Source organism: uncultured Campylobacter sp. (assembly GCF_938039245.1).
GTDB lineage: Bacteria > Campylobacterota > Campylobacteria > Campylobacterales > Campylobacteraceae > Campylobacter_A.
In genome coordinates this window covers 20,475-42,811 of the sequence record NZ_CALHVN010000044.1, presented here as the reverse complement: position 1 = coordinate 42,811, position 22,337 = coordinate 20,475, and the positions used below count along the sequence as shown (strand labels likewise).

22 protein-coding genes and 1 pseudogene are annotated in these 22,337 nt (G+C 46.5%); 9 read left to right on the top strand and 14 right to left on the bottom strand.

Annotated features, from left to right (window positions below; all coding sequences use genetic code 11):
• Positions 1–387, bottom strand: a pseudogene (locus tag Q0218_RS08480) (DUF3971 domain-containing protein); the annotation flags it as partial.
• Positions 388–424: 37 nt separating this feature from the next.
• On the opposite strand from Q0218_RS08480, the gene mltG reads away from it, so the two are divergent.
• From mltG to Q0218_RS08435, 9 genes are all read left to right on the top strand, one after another.
• Complete coding sequence (mltG, locus tag Q0218_RS08475; RefSeq protein ID WP_297968659.1) at positions 425–1,279, top strand: endolytic transglycosylase MltG; 855 nt, start codon at positions 425–427, stop codon at positions 1,277–1,279.
• A gap of 65 nt (positions 1,280–1,344) precedes the next feature.
• Positions 1,345–3,561 carry an NADP-dependent isocitrate dehydrogenase gene (locus tag Q0218_RS08470; protein WP_297968656.1) on the top strand — a complete coding sequence of 739 codons (2,217 nt, stop codon included), beginning with the start codon at positions 1,345–1,347 and terminating at the stop codon, positions 3,559–3,561.
• A 12-nt stretch (positions 3,562–3,573) separates the two neighbouring features.
• Entirely contained in the window at positions 3,574–4,461 is an 888-nt protein-coding gene (locus Q0218_RS08465) for a malate dehydrogenase (protein ID WP_297968654.1), read from the top strand.
• 99 nt (positions 4,462–4,560) lie between these two features.
• Positions 4,561–5,199, top strand: a complete 639-nt coding sequence (locus tag Q0218_RS08460; protein ID WP_297968652.1) for a CHAP domain-containing protein — start codon at positions 4,561–4,563, stop codon at positions 5,197–5,199.
• Between the two features lie 311 nt (positions 5,200–5,510).
• Positions 5,511–5,822, top strand: a complete 312-nt coding sequence (locus tag Q0218_RS08455) for a 4Fe-4S dicluster domain-containing protein (RefSeq protein ID WP_297968649.1) — start codon at positions 5,511–5,513, stop codon at positions 5,820–5,822.
• Positions 5,819–6,979, top strand: a complete 1,161-nt coding sequence (locus Q0218_RS08450; RefSeq protein ID WP_297968647.1) for a 2-oxoglutarate synthase subunit alpha — start codon at positions 5,819–5,821, stop codon at positions 6,977–6,979. Before Q0218_RS08455 ends, Q0218_RS08450 begins: the two co-directional genes overlap by 4 nt.
• A complete protein-coding gene (locus Q0218_RS08445) occupies positions 6,969–7,814 on the top strand; it encodes a 2-oxoglutarate ferredoxin oxidoreductase subunit beta (protein ID WP_297968645.1) in 846 nt (281 codons plus the stop codon). The genes Q0218_RS08450 and Q0218_RS08445 overlap by 11 nt, the downstream gene beginning before the upstream one ends.
• Positions 7,811–8,371 (top strand): 2-oxoacid:acceptor oxidoreductase family protein, encoded by a 561-nt coding sequence (locus Q0218_RS08440; RefSeq protein ID WP_297968643.1) that lies wholly within the window; start codon positions 7,811–7,813, stop codon positions 8,369–8,371. Before Q0218_RS08445 ends, Q0218_RS08440 begins: the two co-directional genes overlap by 4 nt.
• 82 nt (positions 8,372–8,453) lie before the next feature.
• Positions 8,454–8,945: a flavodoxin domain-containing protein gene (locus Q0218_RS08435; protein ID WP_297968640.1), complete on the top strand. Its 492-nt coding sequence runs from the start codon at positions 8,454–8,456 to the stop codon at positions 8,943–8,945.
• Positions 8,946–9,372: 427 nt separating this feature from the next.
• Here Q0218_RS08435 and Q0218_RS08430 read toward each other — a convergent pair whose 3' ends face one another.
• The 13 genes from Q0218_RS08430 to Q0218_RS08370 all read right to left on the bottom strand — a co-directional run bounded on the left by Q0218_RS08430 (position 9,373) and on the right by Q0218_RS08370 (position 22,329).
• Positions 9,373–10,323 (bottom strand): hypothetical protein, encoded by a 951-nt coding sequence (locus Q0218_RS08430; RefSeq protein WP_297968637.1) that lies wholly within the window; start codon positions 10,321–10,323, stop codon positions 9,373–9,375.
• Positions 10,293–11,576, bottom strand: coding sequence for a hypothetical protein (locus tag Q0218_RS08425; RefSeq protein ID WP_297968634.1), 1,284 nt, complete (start codon positions 11,574–11,576; stop codon positions 10,293–10,295). Before Q0218_RS08425 ends, Q0218_RS08430 begins: the two co-directional genes overlap by 31 nt.
• A 193-nt stretch (positions 11,577–11,769) precedes the next feature.
• A complete protein-coding gene (locus Q0218_RS08420; RefSeq protein WP_297968631.1) occupies positions 11,770–12,876 on the bottom strand; it encodes a hypothetical protein in 1,107 nt (368 codons plus the stop codon).
• Between the two features lie 295 nt (positions 12,877–13,171).
• Entirely contained in the window at positions 13,172–13,945 is a 774-nt protein-coding gene (locus tag Q0218_RS08415) for a hypothetical protein (protein ID WP_297968629.1), read from the bottom strand.
• A gap of 3 nt (positions 13,946–13,948) precedes the next feature.
• Positions 13,949–14,464: a hypothetical protein gene (locus Q0218_RS08410; RefSeq protein WP_297968626.1), complete on the bottom strand. Its 516-nt coding sequence runs from the start codon at positions 14,462–14,464 to the stop codon at positions 13,949–13,951.
• Between the two features lie 11 nt (positions 14,465–14,475).
• Positions 14,476–15,111, bottom strand: a complete 636-nt coding sequence (locus Q0218_RS08405) for a YggS family pyridoxal phosphate-dependent enzyme (protein ID WP_297968623.1) — start codon at positions 15,109–15,111, stop codon at positions 14,476–14,478.
• The gene (gene rseP, locus Q0218_RS08400; RefSeq protein WP_297968620.1) at positions 15,108–16,220 is read right to left on the bottom strand and encodes an RIP metalloprotease RseP; all 1,113 of its coding nucleotides are present in this window, start codon (positions 16,218–16,220) and stop codon (positions 15,108–15,110) included. Before rseP ends, Q0218_RS08405 begins: the two co-directional genes overlap by 4 nt.
• 1,237 nt (positions 16,221–17,457) lie before the next feature.
• Positions 17,458–18,354, bottom strand: coding sequence for a hypothetical protein (locus tag Q0218_RS08395; RefSeq protein WP_297968617.1), 897 nt, complete (start codon positions 18,352–18,354; stop codon positions 17,458–17,460).
• A 149-nt stretch (positions 18,355–18,503) separates the two neighbouring features.
• The gene (gene pgsA, locus Q0218_RS08390; RefSeq protein WP_297968614.1) at positions 18,504–19,046 is read right to left on the bottom strand and encodes a CDP-diacylglycerol--glycerol-3-phosphate 3-phosphatidyltransferase; all 543 of its coding nucleotides are present in this window, start codon (positions 19,044–19,046) and stop codon (positions 18,504–18,506) included.
• Positions 19,043–19,405, bottom strand: coding sequence for a hypothetical protein (locus tag Q0218_RS08385; protein ID WP_297968611.1), 363 nt, complete (start codon positions 19,403–19,405; stop codon positions 19,043–19,045). Before Q0218_RS08385 ends, pgsA begins: the two co-directional genes overlap by 4 nt.
• Positions 19,402–20,187: an enoyl-ACP reductase gene (locus tag Q0218_RS08380; protein WP_185898859.1), complete on the bottom strand. Its 786-nt coding sequence runs from the start codon at positions 20,185–20,187 to the stop codon at positions 19,402–19,404. The genes Q0218_RS08385 and Q0218_RS08380 overlap by 4 nt, the downstream gene beginning before the upstream one ends.
• A complete protein-coding gene (gene dapA / locus Q0218_RS08375) occupies positions 20,187–21,083 on the bottom strand; it encodes a 4-hydroxy-tetrahydrodipicolinate synthase (protein ID WP_297968605.1) in 897 nt (298 codons plus the stop codon). Before dapA ends, Q0218_RS08380 begins: the two co-directional genes overlap by 1 nt.
• A complete protein-coding gene (locus Q0218_RS08370) occupies positions 21,076–22,329 on the bottom strand; it encodes a pitrilysin family protein (RefSeq protein ID WP_297968602.1) in 1,254 nt (417 codons plus the stop codon). Before Q0218_RS08370 ends, dapA begins: the two co-directional genes overlap by 8 nt.
• Positions 22,330–22,337 lie beyond the last annotated feature (8 nt).

Sequence of the window (22,337 nt, the reverse complement as noted above, 5' to 3'; positions counted from 1 at the left end):
GAAATTTGAGCTAACCGCCAAAAACGGGCTATCTAGATAAAAAACGTCGTCTCTATAAAATAGCGTGGACTCGCTGTTTAAAAACTTAACGCGCTCGAGTAAAATTTCCTCAAACAGCCTGTCTATCCAAACGATGTTTTTAGAAAGATCTAGCAGCGCGTCCTCGGAGCTATCCTTGGCGCTTTGTTTAGGTATTTCGATATTTTGCGCGCGTAAAATTATTTTTTTATCGAGTTTTATATATAATTGCTCTATTTTAAAGCCGCCCGCGCCGATATTTTCTATCTCGACGCCGTGTTTTAGGACGGCTATAAAAACGACGAATATCAAAACCGCGGGGATCAAAATGCGCCAAATTTTCTTCATTATAAGCGAGATGATTTTCATATTTTTTCTGAGCTTTCTTGTTTATCTTAGCCGCCCGGTGAGCGTGAGCGAGGTCATTTTCGTGCCTCAGGGCAGTACGCTTGCGATTATATCATATCTAAGCGAAAAAAATACGGACGCAAATAAATTAGACGCCGTGATCTTGCGCACTATGGGGCGCGTGCAAGCAGGCTGGATAGATCTGGGCGCGGCAAAACTTAGTAAGCTTGATTTTTTATATAAACTCACGACCGCAAAAGCGGCTCTAACGCAAATAACGCTAATTCCGGGCGAAACGACGGCCGTGTTTTTACAAGAGGTTGCAAAAAAGCTAAATTTAAGCGAGGCCAAGCTAAATGAATTTTACGCCAAATTTGCTCCGATAGAGGACGGCTTTTTGGTGCCCGAAACCTACAAAGTACCGCTTGGCGTAAACGAAGAACAGCTAGCGGCGCATCTGGTAAATTTATCTAAAAAATCCCACGAAAAAACGGCGACCGAACTGCTCGGTAACTACGACGAAAAGCGCTGGAGCGAGTATCTCGTGACGGCCTCGGTCGTGCAAAAAGAGGCCGCGAGCGAGGATGAGATGCCCCTTGTGGCATCCGTCATCCAAAACCGCCTAAAAAAAGGCATGAAGCTGCAAATGGACGGCACGCTAAACTATGGACTCTACTCGCATGAGACGGTCACGGCCGAGCGCATACGAACCGATAAGAGCAAATTTAACACCTATCTAAACGAAGGCCTGCCGCCAAGTCCCGTCTGCACTGTGAGTCTAGCGGCGATACGGGCGGCGATAAAGCCGGCGCAGAGCGAGTTTTTGTACTTCGTTCGCGATAAAAAGACGGGCAAGCATAAATTTAGCGCGACGTACGAGGAGCACGTAGGCGCGATAAACTCCCAAAAATAGCCCGCCAAAAAGGCGTTTTAATATAAATTTGGATAAGATTTTGCGAAATTTATTTAGGAGGAAAGATGAGCGACATCGTTTATACTAGAACCGACGAATCTCCGCTGTTTGCGAGTTATTCGCTATTTCCGATCCTGCAGGCGTTTTTGCGCGCGGGCGGCATAGAGATAGAGCAGGCCGACATCGGCTTAGCCGCGCGGATCATCGCCGCTTTTAACGACAAGCTGCCGCCCGATCTGCGAGTGAGCGACGACCTTGAGATGCTGCGAAATTTGACGCAAGAAAAGCGCGCGAATATCATCAAGCTGCCAAACATCTCGGCTAGCTTGCCTCAGCTAAACGCCGCTATCACCGAGCTTCGCGCTAAGGGCTACGATCTGCCCCCGTACCCGTCAGATCCAAAAACTCCGGAGGAAAAAGACGCGGCCGCCAGATATGCCAAAGTGCTAGGAAGCGCGGTAAATCCGGTGCTGCGCGAGGGCAACTCCGACCGCAGATGCGTCGGTGCGGTAAAACGCTATGCCCGCGAAAACCCGTATAAAATCACCCCTTTTGAAAAAGATAGCAAAACCGAAGTCGCCTATATGAAAGGCGGAGATTTTTACTCCTCCGAGCGCTCGATCAGCTTTGAAACGGATGAAAAATTACGCGTGGAGTTTATCTCAAAAAGCGGCGAAAAACGCGTGCTAAAAGAAAATTTAAGCGTGCAAAAAGGCGACGTAATCGACGCTAGCTTTATGAGCGCGCGGGAACTGGACGTCTTTATAAAGGAGCAAATCGCGGACGCGAAAGCAAAAAATTTGCTCTTTAGCGTGCATCTAAAAGCCTCGATGATGAAGGTGAGCGATCCCGTGATTTTCGGGCATTTCGTGAAGATTTTTTTCGCGGAGGTTTTTGATGAGTTTGAAAGCGAGCTAAAAAGCGTAAACGTCAGCGAAAACAACGGGCTAAAAGACCTTTTTGCGCGGATTTTAAATTTACCTCAAGCGACGCAGGAAAAAATCAAAGCCAAATTTGATGAAATTTACGCCATAAGGCCAAATTTAGCGATGGTAAATTCGGCCGCAGGCGTTACAAATTTACACGTTCCTAGCGACGTTATCATCGACGCTTCGATGCCTGCGATGATAAAAAACGGCGGCAAAATGTGGGATAAAGAGGGTATAGCTCGCGAAACCAAAGCCGTGATACCAGATAAAACCTATGCCGTCGTTTATGAGGCCGCGATCGAGGATATCAAGGCAAACGGCGCGCTAGATCCCGCTAAAATCGGCAGCGTCTCAAATGTCGGGCTGATGGCTAAAAAGGCCGAGGAGTACGGTAGTCACGATAAAACCTTCGTGATGAGCGAAGCGGGCGAGGCGCGCGTGCTAAATGCAAAAGACGAAGTTTTATTTAAATTTGAGTTAGAAAAAGGCGATATATTTAGGATGACGCAGGTCAAAGACGTCGCCGTGCGAAACTGGGTCGAGCTGGCGCTAAAACGTGCAAAAATCACGGGACAAAAGGCGATATTTTGGCTGGACGAAAACAGAGCTCACGACCGAGAAATCCTAAAAAAAGTAAGAGCGCAGCTAGCAAGAGCCGATACGAGCGGGCTTGATATAGAGATACTCTCTCCCGCGGCCGCTTGTAAAAAATCGCTTGAGATCATGAGACGCGGCGAGGACTGTATCAGTGTCACGGGCAACGTCCTGCGCGACTATTTGACCGATCTTTTTCCGATCTTGGAGCTTGAAACCAGCGCCAAGATGCTCTCTATCGTGCCGCTGCTAGAGGGCGGAAGTATCTTTGAGACGGGAGCCGGAGGTAGCGCGCCGAGGCTCGCCGAGCAGCTACTGGAGCAAAATCACCTAAGCTGGGATAGTTTGGGAGAGTTTTTGGCTCTGGGCGCTAGTCTCGAGCAGTTAGCGGGATTTAAGCAAAGCCCTGAGGCGCAAATTTTAGCCGATACGCTAAATGCGGCCGTAGAGCGCTACCTAAAAGAAAATAAGGTTCCGCGCTTTGAAGTGGGGCAGCTAGATACGCGCGCGAGTCATTTTTATATCGCGCTTTACTGGGCGAGCGAGCTTGCCGTTAGCGGTACCGAGATTGGCGATAAATTTAAGCTTATCGCCCAAAATCTCGCGAAAAACGAGAGCGTAATCACAGACGAAATAAACGCGGCGCAAGGACGAAAGATCGATGTAGGCGGATACTATAAGCCGGATGATAAAAAGGCGGGCGCAGCGATGAGGCCGAGCGCGACGTTTAATCAAATTTTACAAAATCAAATTTTATAAAAAAGGAAAAAAATGAAAATTTCAGTTATCGGAGCGGGAAACGTAGGCGCAAGCGCAGCTAGCGCTATTTTACTAAGAGGCATCGCAGATGAGATCGCGCTAGTTGATATTTTCGGCGACGTGGCGCGCGCAAAGGCGATCGACCTATCTCAGAGCGCGGCGGTTTTCGGCCTGGACGCGAGAGTCGCGGGCGGAGATGATTTTGAGCTTATTAAGGATAGCGACATCGTAGTCGTGACCGCAGGAAGCCCTAGAAAAGAGGGGCAGACTAGAGAAGATCTGCTACTAAAAAACGCCGGTATCGTAAAAGGTACGGTGGAGAAAATCGCCAAATTTGCCCCAAACTGCGTCATCATAAACGTAACAAACCCGCTCGATGCGCTCACGTACCTAGTCTATAAAACGAGCGGTTTTGATAAAAGCAGGGTGCTAGGAATGGCTGGCGAGCTAGACTCCGCGCGCCTAAAATACGAGATCTCTCAAAAAACAGGACTAAAAAACAGCGCCTTTAGCGCGCACATCATAGGTTCTCACAACGACGATATGGTGGCGCTGCAAAGCAACGTGAGCGTGGATCTGGGCGGCGAATTTGACGCGGTAGCGCAGGAGGCCAAAACGGGCGGCGCAAAGATCGTTAAACTGCTTGGCACGTCGGCGTATTACGCTCCGGGCGCGGCTGCGGCCAAGATGTGCGAGGCGATAAAAACCGGCAGCGAGCAGTGGCTAAGCTGCTGCGTGATAGATGGCGAGTGCGCGGGCGGTAGGCTTGTGAAGCTAGGCAAAGGCGGCGTGCGAGAGATCAAGCAACCAAGCGCGGAGGAAAAAGCGGCTCTTGAAAAAGGCGAATCGCAAACTGCGGTAAATATCAAATTTTTAAAAGAAAGCGGGGTAATCGCGTAGCCGATGCTTGTAAATTATAAAATTAAAATTTACGCCCTGTTTTTAGCGGCTTTTATGTCGGGGTGCGCCAACGTTTCGTCAAGCACTCCCAAAAATACGATGTTAACGAAGCAAAGTAAAACCCAAGCTACTACTTCGATAGAAAAGAATAAGATCCAAAGCTGGGGAAGCAAGACGTTTCAAGGTAAAATCGGCGACCGTCTCGATACAAAAGAGACGGCCCTGCTTAATCTCCTGCAAGGATATATAGGTAAAAGAGACGGCGGCGACTGCTCGGGCTTTGTGACGCTTATAAATAAAAAATTTAACCGAGACTTTTTCGACGAAAAAGAGCTTGATAAATTTTACACCAAGCACGGTCTAAAAAGCGAGGCTATGTTTAGGCTTTACGAGAGTAAAAATTTGATCTCGTTTGAAAACCCAGAAGTCGGCGATTTGATATTTTTTAACAACACGACTAAAAGCACGAAAAATAACAAAAAAGCCAAAATAATCACGCACGTAGGCATCGTAAGCAGCGTAGAAAAAGACGGCACCGTGGGTTTTACTCATCATGCAAAGGGCAAAAATGCGGTGGATTTTATGAATCTAAACGATAAAAACACCCGCAAAAACGGCAAAAAAGAGCTAAATTCATTTGTCGCGACTTGCAAGGATAAAAGCGCGTCGTGCCTTGCGTCAAATAGATTTGCCGGTTTTGGCAAAACGCACGCTAACGGGAAAAAATCCCGAATTTAGCGGCTTTTTTAAACAAATTCGTCGCCGCATTTGCGTAAATTTGGCGCGAATTTATCTAAGCCGCAAAGTTTGATTTTTGGCTTGATTATTTACTGCGTCCTCTTTTTGCAGCAGCGGTGGTTAAATTTAAGTCTGAAATTTATGCGGTAAATTTACCGCCCGCTAGTCCAAGCGCCGCGCAAAAGCGTTTCAAATTTTCCGACATAATCAAAAATTTATTTAAATTTAACTTTTGCCGCGCGTTTTAAATACTAAATTTAACAAAATTGCTATAAAATTATCGTTACTAGTTAAATTTGATAAGGAAAAATATGCTGATACGAAACGACGTTCCCGTTTGGGTCGATATCTCGCGCTGTAAGGCGTGCGATATCTGCGTGAGCTGCTGTCCTGCGGGCGTGCTGGCGATGGCCGTAGAGCCGCGCGCCGTGCTAGGTAAAACGATCGAAGTGGTGTATCCGGAGGCCTGTATCGGGTGCAGAGAGTGCGAGCTGCACTGCCCGGATTTTGCTATCTACGTGGCGGAGAAGGGATTTAAATTCGCCAAACTAACCGCCGAAAGTAAAGAGCGTGCTACCGCCGTAAAAGAGAATAAATTTGAAAAATTAGAGGCGGGGCAATGAGCGAATTTTTAAATAATAACGGCGATAAAAGAGAAATCATCGCTAGCGGCAATGAGCTAGTCGCGCTTGCGGCGGTGGAGTGCGGGTGTAACTTTTTCGGCGGTTATCCGATCACGCCAAGCAGCGAGATCGCGCACGAGCTAAGCGTGCTGCTGCCAAAGCACGGCGGTAAATTTATCCAGATGGAGGACGAGATCGCGGGCATCTCGGTGGCGCTTGGAGCCTCGATGAGCGGCGCAAAGGCGATGACTGCAAGCTCGGGCCCCGGCATCTCGCTAAAGGCCGAGCAGATCGGGCTAGGATTTATCGCGGAGGTGCCGCTAGTGATCGTAAACGTCATGCGCGGCGGCCCTAGTACGGGGCTGCCTACCCGCGTGGCGCAAGGCGATTTATTGCAAGCAAAAAACCCGACTCACGGCGACGTAAACAGCATCGTTATCGCGCCATCAAGCCTAGAGGAGTGCTATACGCAGACCGTTCGCGCGTTTAATCTCGCCGAAAGATTCATGACGCCCGTGTTTTTGCTGCTGGATGAGACGATCGGGCATATGCACGCAAAGGCCGTGTTGCCGCAGGTTAGCGAGCTGGAAATTTACTCGCGTAAGCAGTTTAGCGGCGATCCCGCGGACTACCGCCCGTACAGGGCAGCAGCCGACGAGCCTGCCGTGCTAAATAAATTTTTCTGCGGTTACCGCTATCACGTCACGGGCCTGCATCACGGCGAGACGGGCTTTCCTACCGAGGACGGCGCTGTCGTGGACTACAACATCAAGCGCCTTTTTAACAAAATTAACGCGCATGCGAGAGAGATCGAGCTTTACGAGGAGTTTATGCTAGATGACGCGGAGATTTGCATTATCGCGTTTGGCTCCGTGGCTCGCGCGGCAAAAGAAGCAGTGCTAAATTTACGCGAAAAAGGCGTGAAAGTAGGGCTTTTTAAGCCTATCACGCTATTTCCGACGCCAAGTGCGAAGCTACGCGAAATCTCGGCTAAATTTAGCAAAATTTTGATCTGCGAGTTAAATTTAGGCCAGTATACGGGCGAGATAATCAAAGCTACGCTAAGAGAGGACTTTAAAACTCTGCTAAAAGCCAACGGCCGCCCGATCAGCCCGCAAGAAATTGCGCAAAAAATAGGAGAATTTGATGGCATTTAACTACGACGACTACCTACGCACGGACAAAACGCCGACTCTGTGGTGCTGGGGCTGCGGCGACGGCGTGATACTAAAGGCGCTAATCCGCGCGATCCATAAGCTGGGCTGGGATATGAACGACGTGTGCGTGGTCTCGGGCATCGGCTGCTCGGGACGCTTTAGCTCCTACATCAACTGCAACACCGTCCACACGACGCACGGGCGCGCGATCGCCTATGCCACGGGTATCAAGCTCACAAACCCGGACAAACACGTCATCGTAGTAACCGGCGACGGCGACGGGCTAGCGATAGGGGGCAATCACACGATCCACGGATGCCGCAGAAATATAAATTTAAACCACGTTTTGATAAATAATTTCATCTACGGGCTAACAAACTCCCAAACAAGCCCGACCACGCCGACCGGGTTTTGGACGGTGACGGCGCAGTACGGTAACGTCGATCCAAATTTTGACGCGTGCAAGCTCGCAACCGCCGCAGGAGCGACCTTTGTAGCGCGCAGCAGCGTGATAGAGCCCGCAAAGCTGGAAAAGATATTTGCCGAGGGCTTCGAGCATGATGGATACAGCTTTTTTGACGTATTTTCAAACTGCCACATAAACCTGGGCCGCAAAAACAAAATGGGACAGGCCACGCAGATGCTGGAGTGGATCGACGGTCGCACGGTGAGCAAGGCTAAATTTGACGCGATGAGCGAGGATGAGCAGGAGGGTAAATTTCCCCTCGGAGTGCTTCATAAAGACGAGTCGCGCATGGAGTACACCAAGGCCTACGACATGGTGATAAAAGCCGCCAGAGACGGCGAGAAAATCGACTTTGGAGCGCTAAAATGAAAAGGCAGTTAAGATTCGTCGGAGTGGGCGGCCAGGGTGTGATACTGGCCGGCGAGATTTTAGCCGCGGCTAAAATCGAGGAGGGCGGATACGGCGTCAAGGCCTCGACCTACACCTCGCAGGTGCGCGGAGGGCCGACGAAGGTCGATATCATTTTGAGCGAGCGTGAGATATTTTACCCGTACGCAAACGAGGGCGAGATCGAGTTTATGCTCGCTACCGCGCAGGTTAGCTTCGAGCAGTTTAAAGACGGCGTAAAAGAGGGCGGCATCATCGTCGTGGAGCCAAATTTAGTACGCGCTAGCGACGAGGACAAAAAACGGTGGAAAATCTATGAAATACCCATCATCTCCATCGCTAAAGACGAAGTGGGCAACGTCATAACCCAAAGCGTCGTCGCGCTAGCAGTCGCCGTGCAGATGAGCGGCTGCCTGGATGCCGAGCTGGTTAAACGAGTAATGCTCTCAAAAGTACCTAAAAAAGTCTACGCCGAGAACGAAAAAGCCTACGAGCTGGGATTGAAATATGCGCAAATTTGCCTAGAAAACGACAAATAAAAGCGTGATTTGAAATAAGATAAATTAAGTATCATTTCGTTATACTTCGGGTATTGATTTATCTAAATTTAAGGAGAGTAAAATGAGTATCGGCATATTTTACGCAAGCGCAAAAGGCCATACAAAGGCTGCTTGCGAGTATCTCGCAGGTAAGCTCGGCGCGCAGCTAGTCGAAGTAAAGGACGCTACGGCGCAGGATTTTGCTAAATTTGACGTCATCATCGTAGCGGCGCCTAGCTACGGCGACGGCGAGCTTTTTGCTGATTGGACGGAGAAACTGCCGCTTTTAAAGGCAGGCAGCAAAGGCAAAAAAGCCGCCATCGTAGCCGTAGGCAATCAAGCCAATCACCCCCAAACGCTTTTTAGCGGTGCGGTGGACTTTTTGCCGTATCTAAAGGACGCGCAAATTTTCGGCGCTAGCGACGTGGACGGATATAAATTTAACCACTCCGCGTTTTTTATTAACGGCAAATTTGCAGGCCTAGCCCTAGACGTCAAGGGCGATGAAAACTACGCAAAACGCATCGATAAATGGGTCGAGGAAAATAAGCCTACTATCTTAAATTTATTCTGATTTTCTTGCCGCCTTGTCTAAAACGGGCAAGGCGGATCTTTTATACTTGATGCAGCGACGGCGGTATAGTTTGCATCCCTTTTTTTAGGTCTGATTTTAGTTTGCGTATAAATTTAACCGGTAGTAGCGGCAAAATAACGCTTGGTGCGGCAAAATCCCAAATAAGCCCAAACGGCGCAAACGGGCTATTTTGTAAAAAAACAAAAAACTCGTATGCGTTAAATTTGCTCGATATTTTTAAATTTAGATTTTATGGAAGCGAGTAAATTTAGCCTTTAACCGTGTTGCCGTATCCTAAAAACAAGCTAAATTTAGGCGATAAAAGCTCGGTATATTTTCCGTATTTATAGCGGTTAATTTAAAATTAAAAGCTTATAAATTTAAAGAGTAATATAACGGGGCCGAAACTTAGCCCCGTTATATGAATTTAGCTTAGCGTCGTATATCCGCCGTTTACGTCGCTAAAGCTAGCCCCGTAAGCCACACCCGCGATTTTTACGAGGGTATCGCTGTCCTCTTGGTAGCCTTCTACGCCGTCCGTATTTAGCGCCAGATATGCGTCAAATTTGTTTCCGCCCACGTTTTGCAAGAAATAAGCCCCTTCGCCAGCTTTCAAATTTGCAAGTTCGGTTTGCAAATTTGATGAGTCGGTTCCATCTGCGGCTTTTGAGATTTTAGTGATATTATCAGGTAGTTTTATCTTCTCGCCTTTTGATATCTGCATCATTTTGTTACCTGCGTCTATCGTTATCTTTTTAGCATCAGGATTTTGAGCGAGAGTCTCTTTGACGTCGAATTCCTCTTTGTTTAAAAACGATCCGTTGCTGCCTTTAGCCTTTGAAATGAGGGAAATTTTATCCGAGTTTATATTTTCGTAAATTTTAAACGTCGTTTGCGTATCGCCGACATTAGCTACGGCTTTTTTATCTAACGCCTTATCGGTTATGGTCGCGGTACCTTTAAAGCCTTTGGTTACGTCGTTTAGCGGACTTAGATCCCAAGGCGTAGATAAATCCATAGTAAGCGCGGATTTTGTTGCTAGCAAGGAAGCTTCATTATCGGAGCCGACGTCAAATTTAACCGTTTTATTGGCATACTGGGCACTTGTTATTACGGCTGATTTTACCTGTTCGTTCTCATAGGTTACGTCTACGGTTTTATCGTTTTTACTATACATGTCGTCTTGGAGCGTTTGTTTTATGAGCTTGCCCGATGCGTCGTAGGTCTTGGTTACGGTTTCTATGACTCTGCCGCCTTCATTGTTATTTAGGCTTTTTATAACCTCGACGTTTGGAGTAGTTTTGTCTATCTCGTAGACTTTAGCTCTGCTTTGCCAGCCGGTTGCGTTTATCGACTTGTCGTTTTTATCGAAAAACACTCCGTCTGCAAATTTAAATCCGCTATTTTCGTCTTGCTCTTTTTCAAAAACGATTTGTATTTTTTCGTAGAGCTAGCCTCGTATTCCCAAATTTTACTTTTTCCGCCGGTTGCGTCTTTGGCTACCGCGTTTTGGAAAGTGGACGGAGTAGGGACGGTAAAATCAGGCGTTAATTTGTTGTAGATAGATGTCGCGCCGTCTTTTAACTGTTTAAAATTACTTCTATACTCGACGTTTTTTATCTCTATCAAGGTATCGCTACCCTCTTGATAGCCCTCTTTGCCGTCCGTATTTAGCGCCATATAGGCATTAAATTTGTCTTCGCCTACGTTTTGCAAGAAATACTGCGCCTTACCGACTCCAAGCGTAGATAGCTTTTCCTCGATGTTTTGCAGATTTACGCCGTCTTGCGCTTTTGATAGTTCGGTGATGTTTGACGGGAGCGTGATTTTATCTTGAGCGTTATCTAGCACGCCAAACTCCGAGCCGTTTGCTAGGTTGCCGGTTTGAGCGTCTATGCTTATTTTTTTTAGATTCGCATTTTCTCGAAGCGTTTGAGGTATATCAAAATTTTCGACTCCATAGTTGTTGTGAGTAGTGTATGCAGCCTTTGACACTAGTCTTACGTCGTCTGAAAATCGCCCTTCGTACGCCCTATATACAACTTCGTTTTTTCCGATATCAGCCGTCCATTTCGTATCTAGTGCGCTATCTGTTACGGTAACCTTGCCTTTATAGTTAAAGTGCGGATTAAGGATACTTAGATGCTCGGGCGAGTTTGCATTTAGATATAGCGTGCCTTTGTAGTCTAGATTTTCGCTATCTTTGCTGATTTCAAAGTTTATATCGGTATTTGCGTACTCGGGGTCGGTTTTTACGGCATTGCTTAGCTTGCCGTCTTCGTAAGATAGAGTGAGTTTTTCGCCGCTGGATCTTTCTAATATTTTTTCCTCTAGTGCGCCTTTTTCGTCAAATTTATCTCTAACGATATCGCCTGATTTCGAGGTACTTGGAGTGTACTCTTCGGTCACTTTGTAGCCGCCTTTTTCATAGATTTTATAGGCTTTGATCTTGTAGTCTTTGATCATATTTTCGCCGTTATAAAATTTACCGTCCGGCATATCGACTTTTATATCCGAGTTTTCGGGCTGAGCGTCTCTTTTGCCAAATTGTATTTTATATGTTATTCCGGTGCTATCGTTTACGTATTCCCAAGCAAAAGCCTTACCGTCTTTTACGTCGGTAGGAGTCATAGCCGCTTTGCCCGTTTTTTCCTCGACTTTATAGACGTTGTTATCTTTATAGTCCTGCGATACCAGGTCTTTTATGACGTCATACTGGGCTTTTATTAGCTTTATCTCGCTATTATCGGAGCTATCTAGGGTTTTGACGCTATCTACGAGGGATTTTATTTGATCGAAGTTTTTAACGATATTTGCCGAAGTATCATTTATCGCCTCTTGCGATTTTATGCTTTAAGGATACGAAAGTAGCGATATCTAGCGTAAAATCCTTGCTATCGTCTATAAAAAATTTCTCTACGGACGTACTTTTTATCAGTTCTAAATGATCTTTGGTCGCGTTTTGCAGCCAAATTTTACCTTCGGAAATTTTATCTAGCAGTTTTACGGAGGTTTTGTTCGCGTCTAAAGTGAAGCTTCCGCTAAATTTGATCGATAAAACGTATTTTAAATTTGACGCGATTTTATCTATATTGCTTTGTATGTTTCCGGCTTCATCTTCTATAGAAAACGAAGTATTTTCGTCCACGTGGCTTGCGATTTTTTTCAAAAATGTCTTAACGTCAACTTTTTCTATGGTCGGTTTTGGATCCGGATTTGGGAGCGGTTTTGGACTTGGGGTCACAGAGTAGTCTTTGTCGTAGTTTGGAAATTCTTTTTTTATCTCGCTTTGGCTCTTGCCAGTCACCTGCGATATTACCGATATTTTGTCGTTTTTACTTATCGATTCGTCTAGCTTTGCTCCGTCTAGAGTCAAATTTGATTTATTGCTTAGGATCGCGTTTTTTATATCTTCGGCAGAGGACGTCGCCGTTACCGCATCGTTGATTTTTAAAAATGAATTTAGGGTTATTTTTACGTCGCCCTCAGGCACGTCTTTTATACTATCGGCTACGACGTTTGATGCGATTATTTTGTTTATCAGCATTTTATGGGCGTTTCTCGTAGCGGCATCCGCGCTTTGCGTATGGATTGGATTTAGCGCCGCCTTTAAAATCTCGCTTACGACGTGGCCTCTATCGTTTGTATCGTTGAGCATTTTTACCCAGCCGGCTTTACCGCCCAGATCGATATTTTCGTCCTTGTTTAGCAAAGTAGCGTAAATATGCTTGATAAAATTTTCATTACTCTCTAGGCTTTTGCCGAAAAATTCCTTCGATGCCGTCGTATCTAACATCAAATTTGCAACGCTGGATAATTTTAAATTATTTGCGTTTGCCGATTTTAGCCAGGCCTCGTTGCCTGCGCCTTCGCTAGCTCTACCGAATAGAGCGACGTAAAGTCCTGAAATTTGAGACTGAGTTAAAGACATTTTCACACCTTTGAGTTTATTTTTTAAATATACGTGTGGAATATTTAAATTTTATTATTATATAGTATAAGTATAAAAATAAAACTTAAGCTTAAAATAAAATATCAAATACGCGGTACAGGGAAATTTATATCGTAAATTTCCCGAATTTTGCGCGATAGAATCGATGCTAGAAGTGATTTTTGCAGAAAAAGGCGTTTTTAAATTTAACGGAGGCAAGTTGTGATTTGATTTTCTAAAATAGTTTTTAACATCCCGAATATTTTTACGAAATCTAATGTTTGACCTATGTGATTTACTTGCCAAAAAGCCTCTTTATAGCGCCCAAAAAGCCGCCTGAGCCTTCGTTTTTATCGCTTTCGTTTTTCTTTTTATCCAGCTTCATCGCTTCGCTTAGTTGCCGAGCCGCCGTGTCGGCGTAGATAAGCGCGCCTTCGGGGTCGCAGTTAAAAAGGTTTGAGTAGCACTCGGAGCTGTTTAGATCAAGCGGATTTGGCACTATTACGTCGGTTGCCTCAAGCAGTCCGTAGCCGTTTTCTACGCTAAATTTAACCGCGCTCAAAAATGCGGGCAAATTTTGCGCGTAAAACTCGTCCGTTTTACGCTTGATCTCGCCGCCTGCGTTGTAGTCCTGCCAAAATTTAGCCAAATTTGCCGCGCTTATAAACGCGCCCGATGAGTAGCTTCCGTCAAATTCGCCGGTAAATTTAGCTTTTATTTCAGGCGGTATAACGCCGCTTATGTCGCTTAGATACCGCTTAAATTCGCTATGCTCCTGCGCCAAAAAGCTAAACGCCGTGCCGCGCGTGTAGAAGTATTTTCTAAAAAATCCCTGCACGGCGGCGAGTATGTAGCCGTGACCGAGCGCAAAGCTCTCGTCATCCTTGGTTTCAAGCGCGATTTTAAGAGTATCGATGTATTTTTGCGCGTAAAAATCCTCTATGTCGTACTCTTTTGCAAGCTTTTCCGCAACCGACCAGTCGCCCTCTCTCGCGCTTTTTAACGCGTCAAAATACCACTGCTTGATCTCGTTTTTGTTGATCGGATGATAGCTCACGTCGTAGCCCATTTATTAGTCCTTTGTTTTTTCTTGATTTTTTGTTTTAAATTTGTCGTAATTTGATAGGTAGTAAGTCGCCCTAGACAAAAAGTGTAGAAACGAAATATACAGGGCTATCGGTATCAAAAATAAAAATGCGGATATTAACAACAAGCCCCACAGCATATCGCTAGCCGGTTTGAAAAAGTATACGTAATAGTATGTTCCGCTCCCGCTCCCCTCATTCCAGCCTTCAACGTTGCATAGAAGTAAAAAATTTATAAATATCAAAATACCAAAAAGCACAAAATATTTACAGTTTCGTAGTTTTGGTATCAAGCCGTAGATGAGACATATAATGATATCGGTAAGTATTAAAATTTTAAATCCAACTGCATCCCTATCATCATAAGGAGCAACAAAAGATAGAGTTAAAAAGCCGGCAATAAGTCCGATTATATCAACTATTATCGGAAGGGGATTAGTGTTTTTGTTACTCTGCTTATTTTTTAAAAATAGCAGCTCAAGTTCATCTCTTCGTTTTTCCATATTTTAGCCTTTTAACTATACAAAATCGACCCCAAACGAATCATATTCGAGCCGCATTTTATCGCTAGCTCAAAATCCCCGCTCATACCCATCGAGCAAATTTGCGCGCCGCGAGGTTGCAGATTTTCATAAATTTTACGCGTCGTCTCAAAGCTTTTTTTCACGACCTTCTCGTCCTCTACGTGCGCGCCGATACTCATCACGCCGACGGGTTTTAAAAATTTACACTCCTGCGCGATTTGTAAAAACGCAGTCTCGGCGGCCTCGGGCAAGATACCTTGTTTCGTGTCTTCGCGCGCGGAGTTTATTTGTAGCAGGCAAGGCAGCTCACAAGCAAGCCTCTTATCTACCGCAAGCGCGGCCTCTACGCTCTCGCAGCTTTGCCAAAGAGCGGGTTTGAGCGCTATGAGATGATTTATTTTATTGCTTTGAAGTCGCCCGATGAAGTGCCACTCGATCGGCAAATTGCTTAAAATTTCGCTCTTATTTTTGAGCTCTTGCACGCGGTTTTCGCCAAAGCTCGTTTGCCCTTGCCTAAAAAGCTCCAAAACCTCTTTAGTCGTTACGTTTTTGCTCACGGCGATTAGCTTCACGGCCTCGCCCGTGCGCGCATTTTCTATGCGTTCTAAAATTTGCGCTAGTTTCATTGTCCAGCTCCGCTTAGGCGCATTACGTCGTTAAAGGTCGCAAACGCCATCAGGCAGAGCAAAAACGCCCAGCCGCAGTAAGTGAGGCCGATATAGACTTTTTCGTTCATCTCGCGGCGGAAAATCAGCTCGTAAAGGTTGAAAAATATGTGTCCGCCGTCAAGCGCGGGGATAGGCAGCAGGTTTAGCACGCCTAAATTTACCGAGATCAGCGCTGCGATGATGAGTAGGGTCGAGACGCCGATGCCTGCGGCCTTTGAGGTGATGTCGGTGATCTGGATGATTCCGCCCATCTCTTTTAGCGGCACGATGCCTACGATGAGCTTTTCAAGCCCCGTAAATATGAGCTTTGAGGCGTTTACGGTCTCAACGAGCGCAAATTTGAGCGAGCTAAAGCCGGTATTTCGTATCGTGACGGCCTCGCCTGAAGGCGAAATGCCGATGAGCGGTTTTTCTATCTTTTCGCCAAATATCGTCACGCTCTGCCCGATTTTAGGCGTCAAATTTATCGTTTTTATTTCGCCCGCGCGCTCGAGCGTGACCGCCGTGGAGGTTAAATTTACGTTTTTGCTTATTTCGTCCCATTCGCTGATTTTTATGCCGTTTATGTTTAAAATTTTATCGCCTTTTTGCAGTCCAGCACTAGCCGCGGCTGAGTTTTCCAGTACTTTGCCCACTATCGGAGCAAGCCTTTCAACCCCGATATGTCCGAGCGCGATAAAGATAAAAAACGCCAAAGCGAAGTTAAAAAACGGTCCGGCAAAAAGGATGAAAATGCGTCCAAGAGGGCTGAGTCTCGTGTAGCTGTCGGCATCCTCGTTTTTTAGTCCAGGTTTGGCGTCCTCTTGTCCTTTTAGGCTCACGTAGCCGCCAAGGGGTATCGAGCCCACGGCGTACTCGGTACCGCCGACGGTTTTTGAGTAGACGTTTTGCCCAAAGCCTACGCTAAATTTTAGAACACCGACTTTTAGCATGCGAGCGGCGAGAAAGTGGCCAAGCTCGTGAAAAAATATAAGAAAGCTAATCACCAAAACCGTGATCAAAAAGTGCCACGAATACGCATAAAGCCCGACCGCAAGGATAGCGGCGGTAAGTATAATTCCTTTCAAAATTTGCCTTTTAAGTAGATTTTAAACGCGATTTTAGCGAAATTTTATAAAACTCCGCTTGAAACCGCGGTCAAGAGCCGTTTGCGCGGCATTTGCGGCGGGCAAATTTACGCAAAACGAATCAGCGCGGCGCGCGACTGGACGGGGTTAAATTTTAGGTCGCGAAAGCTCGGGTAGGGCTAGTTCTAGCTAAGCCTATGGATGGGCAGATGAGAAAAAGCGCCTACGCGAAAAGCCGCAAGCGAGGTTAGCGACGTTTGGGAAGCTAAAAACCGAATAAACGGTGTATGCGGAGTAGGAACTAAGATAAAACTAGACGCGCGAGCTGATTTAAGAGCGGTAAATAGGCTAACGCAGCGTAGGGGCAAAAAATAGCGCTAGGCAACGGCGGCAAAATTCGGGATAAATTTAACGAAACTAGCAAGCAGCCAAGACCGCTAAGCAAAGACAACAAAGACGCGAGCAAACGACGGTGAGAGCGAGCCCGTAAATTTGCATAAAGACGAAATCTTAGACCGAACGCCATATAAAAATAACCCAAACAAAGCATAAAGGCGCAGGTATGGCGCAGTCTAGCTAAGCCTGTGGACGGACGGCCAAAAAGGCGCGAACGATACGGCACGTAAAAGGTTCTCGGCCAGATGGAGCCGAATTTATAGGAAATAGTAGCCGCAAGCAATCGTAAAAGTCTAAGCCGCGCGGCAAAATAGAGCAATCAGACTGCAACTAAAATGAAAATAAACGGCGCGGTAAAGCAAAACAGCAAAAGCAGGCGGCGGCATTTGCCCTGATAAAAGCATCTCGCGGCAAAATCTCGCAAATAAAAATGCGCAAAATAGCTCGCCTAGCAGGCGTAAAGCGCTGCAAATACGCTCCGCGCACAATCGACCAAGACTTCTTAAGCGTAAAAATATCGCAAATTTATCCGCCGTGCGGTAAGGCTCGGTCAAGCTCCTCAGATACCGCGCCCATCGCACGCGAGATACCGCGGCAAACTCTGTACAAAGCAATAAGGCGAGGCCGTCAAGCCTCGACGCGAAACGTCCTAAAATGCAAACGAGTTGTAATTTATCCGCTAAATTTAACGCAAGCCGCCGTACTAAGCTGCATTAAATCGCTTTAAATTTAACGTAAAAGCAAGCGAGCGGCTTTAAAATTCGGCGTAAATTTACCATAAGCCGCCCTTCTACCGCGCGTCAAATTTGAGCGCAAACCAGGCTAATTTTAGAGCGTAAATTTAGCTAAAAACCTCATTTAGCCAGGCTAAAATTTTGGCTCTGCTTAGCCCTTTGCCGGCGGTTAGGGCGGTTTTGTCTTTATTTGCGAGATCAAATTCTATCCCAAAATGCGACTTTACGCTCGCGATAAAAGGCTTTAAATCTAAAATGTCGGGGTAGGGCAAGGCATCCGGCGCTACTTGCTGTAAAAAGCTCACGCCATCGTCGTCAAAGTCGATACACGCACTGGGAACGTCGTCGTTGCTGATTTGTATATCAAAGGTTTTGTCGTTTATAAACGGCGCAAAAATGCGGATCTGCAAGTGAAATTTACGCTTTTTCTCATCCTGCCCTAGATACTCGTTGCTAAACCAGTAGCCCAAATTTACGGCGTTTAGTATAAACTCAAAATCATAAGGATCAGCAGGCGTCGCGCCTATGCGGCGCAAAAGCTCGTAAACGGGCAGCTTTTCTCGCAGCGCGTCATAATACTCGTAAAGCTCGCCAAGCAGCGGGTGAGCGCGGCCGGCCTTTTCTTGCAGGCGTAAAATCTCGAAAATATACCTGTGCGCAAACGAGCGATGCGCTATGCTGCGGCGCGCCTGAGAGCTAAGATAGTCTAAAATTTCGGGTTTACGCGAAAAGCTAAACGCGCTCCAAACTCCGCGCAACGTTTCTAAATCGTTATCGCTCGCGCCAAATTTACCCTCGCGCGTCTTATCGTAGTCTAGCGCGCAGCCTAGCAAAAACTCGCCTAGCTCTTCGCTCATAACCTCGCCGATTTTGGCTAAATTTTTAGCGTTGTGGTAAAAGCTGACGTCGATTATCTTTTGATTTAGTTTTCGGGCTTGTTTTTTGAGCTCGGGTTCTAGGCTCTGCGTTCGTTCTACGATGATATCTTTTAGTCCGTGATTCATATTTTCTCTTTGTTTTAAATTTACTTTTAGTTTATGCTAGCCGCGTCGCCGAGCTTAAAAATTCGTCTTTAAATTTGCGTAAAAGCTTCTCGCACCGACTTGAAAATCGCGTATTTTTTGCTCGGTAATAAAAGCCGTCCGCGCTAAATTTAGCTCTTTTTCGTCGCTTTTATATAAGCCGCGACGTACTCAAAGCCCGAATACAGCGTCAGTGCAACGCTAAGCCAGAGCAAAAACTCGCCAAAAGGCCACTGCATGGTTAAGAAGCCGATCGCAACCATCTGGCAGACGGTTTTGACCTTGCCCGCCATCGATGCGGCGACCTCTACGCCATCGCCGGCCATCACGACGCGAAATCCCGTGATAAAAAACTCGCGAACGAGGATGAGATACACGGCCCACGGGCTCGCGCGGTCTATCATCATGAGTCCTAAAAATGCGCCCAGAGTTAGCATCTTATCCGCAAGCGGGTCGATCACGGCTCCAAGCTTGGTCTTTTGATCCCACGCGCGCGCGATAAATCCGTCGAAAAAGTCCGTGACGCTAGCGATCACGAATACAAGCGCGGCAAAGTAGTTCATCCAGCTAACGTGCACGCCTGAAAAGGAATTTACGCTAAGTAGCAGCCAAAACATCAGGGGTGCGAGAAATACGCGCAGGAAGGCTAGGGCGTTTGGTAAATTTAGGCTCATTTATTTGTTCTTTCTTTTTGATTTCGGAGTTTAAAATTTGACGGCTCGGTGCTAAAGCCCGCGTAAAATTTGCCGACTCGCATTTTGTTTGTTTTTGTCGGTCGCGGATTTGCGCTTTGCTTAAAATTACTCGGCGCTTCTTTAAATTTGAGTGATTTTGGATTTAAATTTAACGGCAAAAAACATTTCGACTCTTTCAAATTTTGATCAAATTTAAAAGAACCGTCCGCACCGCAAAATTTGTTTGTAAATTTTAAATTTTCAAATTTAGCCTGCAAACGCGTTAAATTTGTACCGCCGAATTTACCCGAAATGCGAGCAAACGGCAAAGGAGCGCAGGCTAAATTTGCTTTTTTCATTTAAACGTAGTACCGCCGTCGATGATGAATGTGTGGCCCGTGACCCAGCTAGCTTTTGAGCTACAAAGAAACAAACATGCGCCGGCGATATCTGCGGGCTGACCCATGCGGTTTAGCGGGCTTAGCTCGGCCGTTTTGTCGCGCACTTCTTCGTAGTTCGTAAAAGCCCTAAGCGCGTCCGTCTCGATCGGGCCGCCGCTAACGACGTTTACGCGGATATTTTTTTCGCCAAGCTCGGTCGCCGCATAGCGCGCCATAGCTTCTACCGCAGCTTTTGCAGTGCCGTGGCCTGCGTAGTTTTCTATGTAAACTAGATTGCCCGTCGATGAAAGCGAGATGATGCTGCCGCCGCCCGTTTTTTCCATGCGTTTTGCGGCTTCTTGCGCGCCGACTACGAATGCGTTTACGGTCGCCGTGAAAATATTATTGATACCGCGAGGGCGAAGTTTCATAAATTTCGTATATCCGCCTGCGACCGGACGACCCGAGATGATAGCGTTTGAGATGAAAAAATCGATGCGGTCAAAGTCTGCGTCAATCTCTAAAAATAGATCTTTGTAGGTCTCTGGTTCTAGTATATTTAGCGCGTAGGCTCTGGCTTTTATGCCGTACGTCGCTTCAAGCTCGGCGGCTTGGGTTTTGGCTAGCTCTTCGTTTGAGTTATAGGTAAAGGCGATATTTACGCCCTTTGCGGCGAATTCTTCTACGATGGCGCGTCCGATGCCGCGCGTTCCGCCGCTGATTACTAGAGTTTTGCCTTTAAATTCGTTTTCGCAGTTCATTAAAATCCTTTTATATTATATTGTCTTATGGTTTGTTCGATTTTTTTGAGATTTTCGGCGCTCGGCTCGCAAAGCGGCAGGCGGTACTCGAGGCTTGATATGAGCCCTTCGATATACATCGCGGCTTTGACGGGGATCGGGTTGCTCTCGCAAAACATTATTTTATTTACCGCATAAAGATCGTCGTTTATGGCTTTTGCGCGCGCAAATTCGCCTTTTAGCGCAAAGTGGGTCAAATTTGAGATTTCGTCAGGGAGCAAATTTGCCGTAACCGAGATCACGCCCTTGCCGCCGTTTGAGAGGATAGGGTAGTTTATCGCGTCCTCTCCGCTGATGACGGATAGATTGGGTTCGTGCGCGAGCAGGTCGACGCAGCGCTCGATGCTGCCGGTGGCTTCTTTTACGCCGTAAACGTTCTCGCACTCTTTAAACAGTCTAAAAACCGTGCACGGCTGGATATCTACGCCCACGCGACCCGGCACGTTATAGAGTAGCACCGGGATTTCGACGCTTGAGGCGATCGCTTTGTAGTGGCGGTATAGGCCTTCTTGCGTCGGTTTGTTGTAGTATGGTGCTACCGAGAGGATACCGTCTGCGCCGTGATCTTGCGCGAATTTTGCAAGGCCTACCGCCTCGTGAGTGGCATTACTACCAGCGCCTGCTAGCACTTTTACGCCCGTGTTTTTGCAGGTATTTACGGCGATCTCGATGCAGATTCTATGTTCATCGTGCGTTAATGTCGCGCTCTCGCCCGTCGTGCCTACGGGTACGACCGCGTCGATGCCGTTTGCGATTTGTCTTTTGATTAACTTTTCATAACCGATTTCATCTAGCTTGCCGTCTTTAAAAGGCGTAATCAGCGCCGTCATAGCGCCCGTTATTGCTTCTTTATTCACTTTTTTCCTTTCTTAGGATGATCGTCGTGGATTTTTCTTTTCTCGCGTATTTTTTGCAAATTTCGTTTAGATCGACCGGTTTTAGCGCGGCTGTTTTTTCAGGCAGCTCAAGAAGCGGCTTTATATCGCCTCTAACTAGATAACTGCCGTATAAATTCGCAACCTTCGACGCGCTATCTAGCGAGTAAATTAGATCGCTTTTTAAGCTATTTTTTATCTTAGTTATTTCGTCTTCGTCTATTTTTTGCGTTTTTGCGTTTTCTAGCACACGCCAGATCTCTTCCTCTACAGCCTCGGCCTTGACGCCAGGATTACAAACGGCTAGTACGATGAGCAAGCTCTCGTCGATATTGCTCATATTATAGACGTCTACGCTGTTTACGAGGCATTTTTCATCTATCAAAACGCGCTGTAAAACCGAGCTCTGTCCGCTGCCTAGATACTCGGCTAGCGCGCCCAGACGGGGCTGATCCTCGTGATTAAACGGCGGGATTTTAAAGGCAAGCGCTAGCATCTCTACTTCGCTATCCTTGTAAATTTCAGCTCTTTTTGCACCGTTTTGCTCAGGCTCGATGCAGTGGAGTTTTGGTAGCGGTTTTTTGTTTTTTATGTGTTCAAAGTGCTTTTTACCTAGCTCAAACGCGCTTTTTTTATCGATATCGCCGCTGATTAGAAGCATCGCGTTTTGCGGCTGATAGTACGTCTCGTGAAAATCTTTAATATCATCTATCGTCCAGTTTCTGATGTCGCCGATAAAGCCGATCGGAGTCCAGTGATACGGGTGATAGCTAAAAGCGACGTTAAAGAGCGTAAAGTACAAAAAGCCGATCGGAGAGTTGTCCGTGCGCCATCTGCGCTCCTCGGTCACGACGTCGCGCTCGGGCTGAAATTCTTTATCTTTTAGGCTCAAATTTTCCATTATATCGGCGTAGAGTCTAAGAGCCTCGTCTAGGTTGCCTTTTGAGCATTTGACGAAATAATGCGTATAATCAAAGCCCGTGCTAGCGTTATTTACGCCACCAAAACCCTTTACGATCTCGTCAAATTTGCCCGCTTTCATATTTTTCGTGGATTTAAAATTTAAGTGCTCTAGCATGTGCGCGATACCGCTTTTGCCCATGGTTTCGTTTCGCGAGCCTACGCGGTAAAACACGTCCACGCTGATGACGCTAGAGCCCTTGCTAGCGGGGATATGATAGATCTCAAAGCCGTTTTTGAGCTTTGTTTTGGAGTATTTTATAAGCATAAATTTCC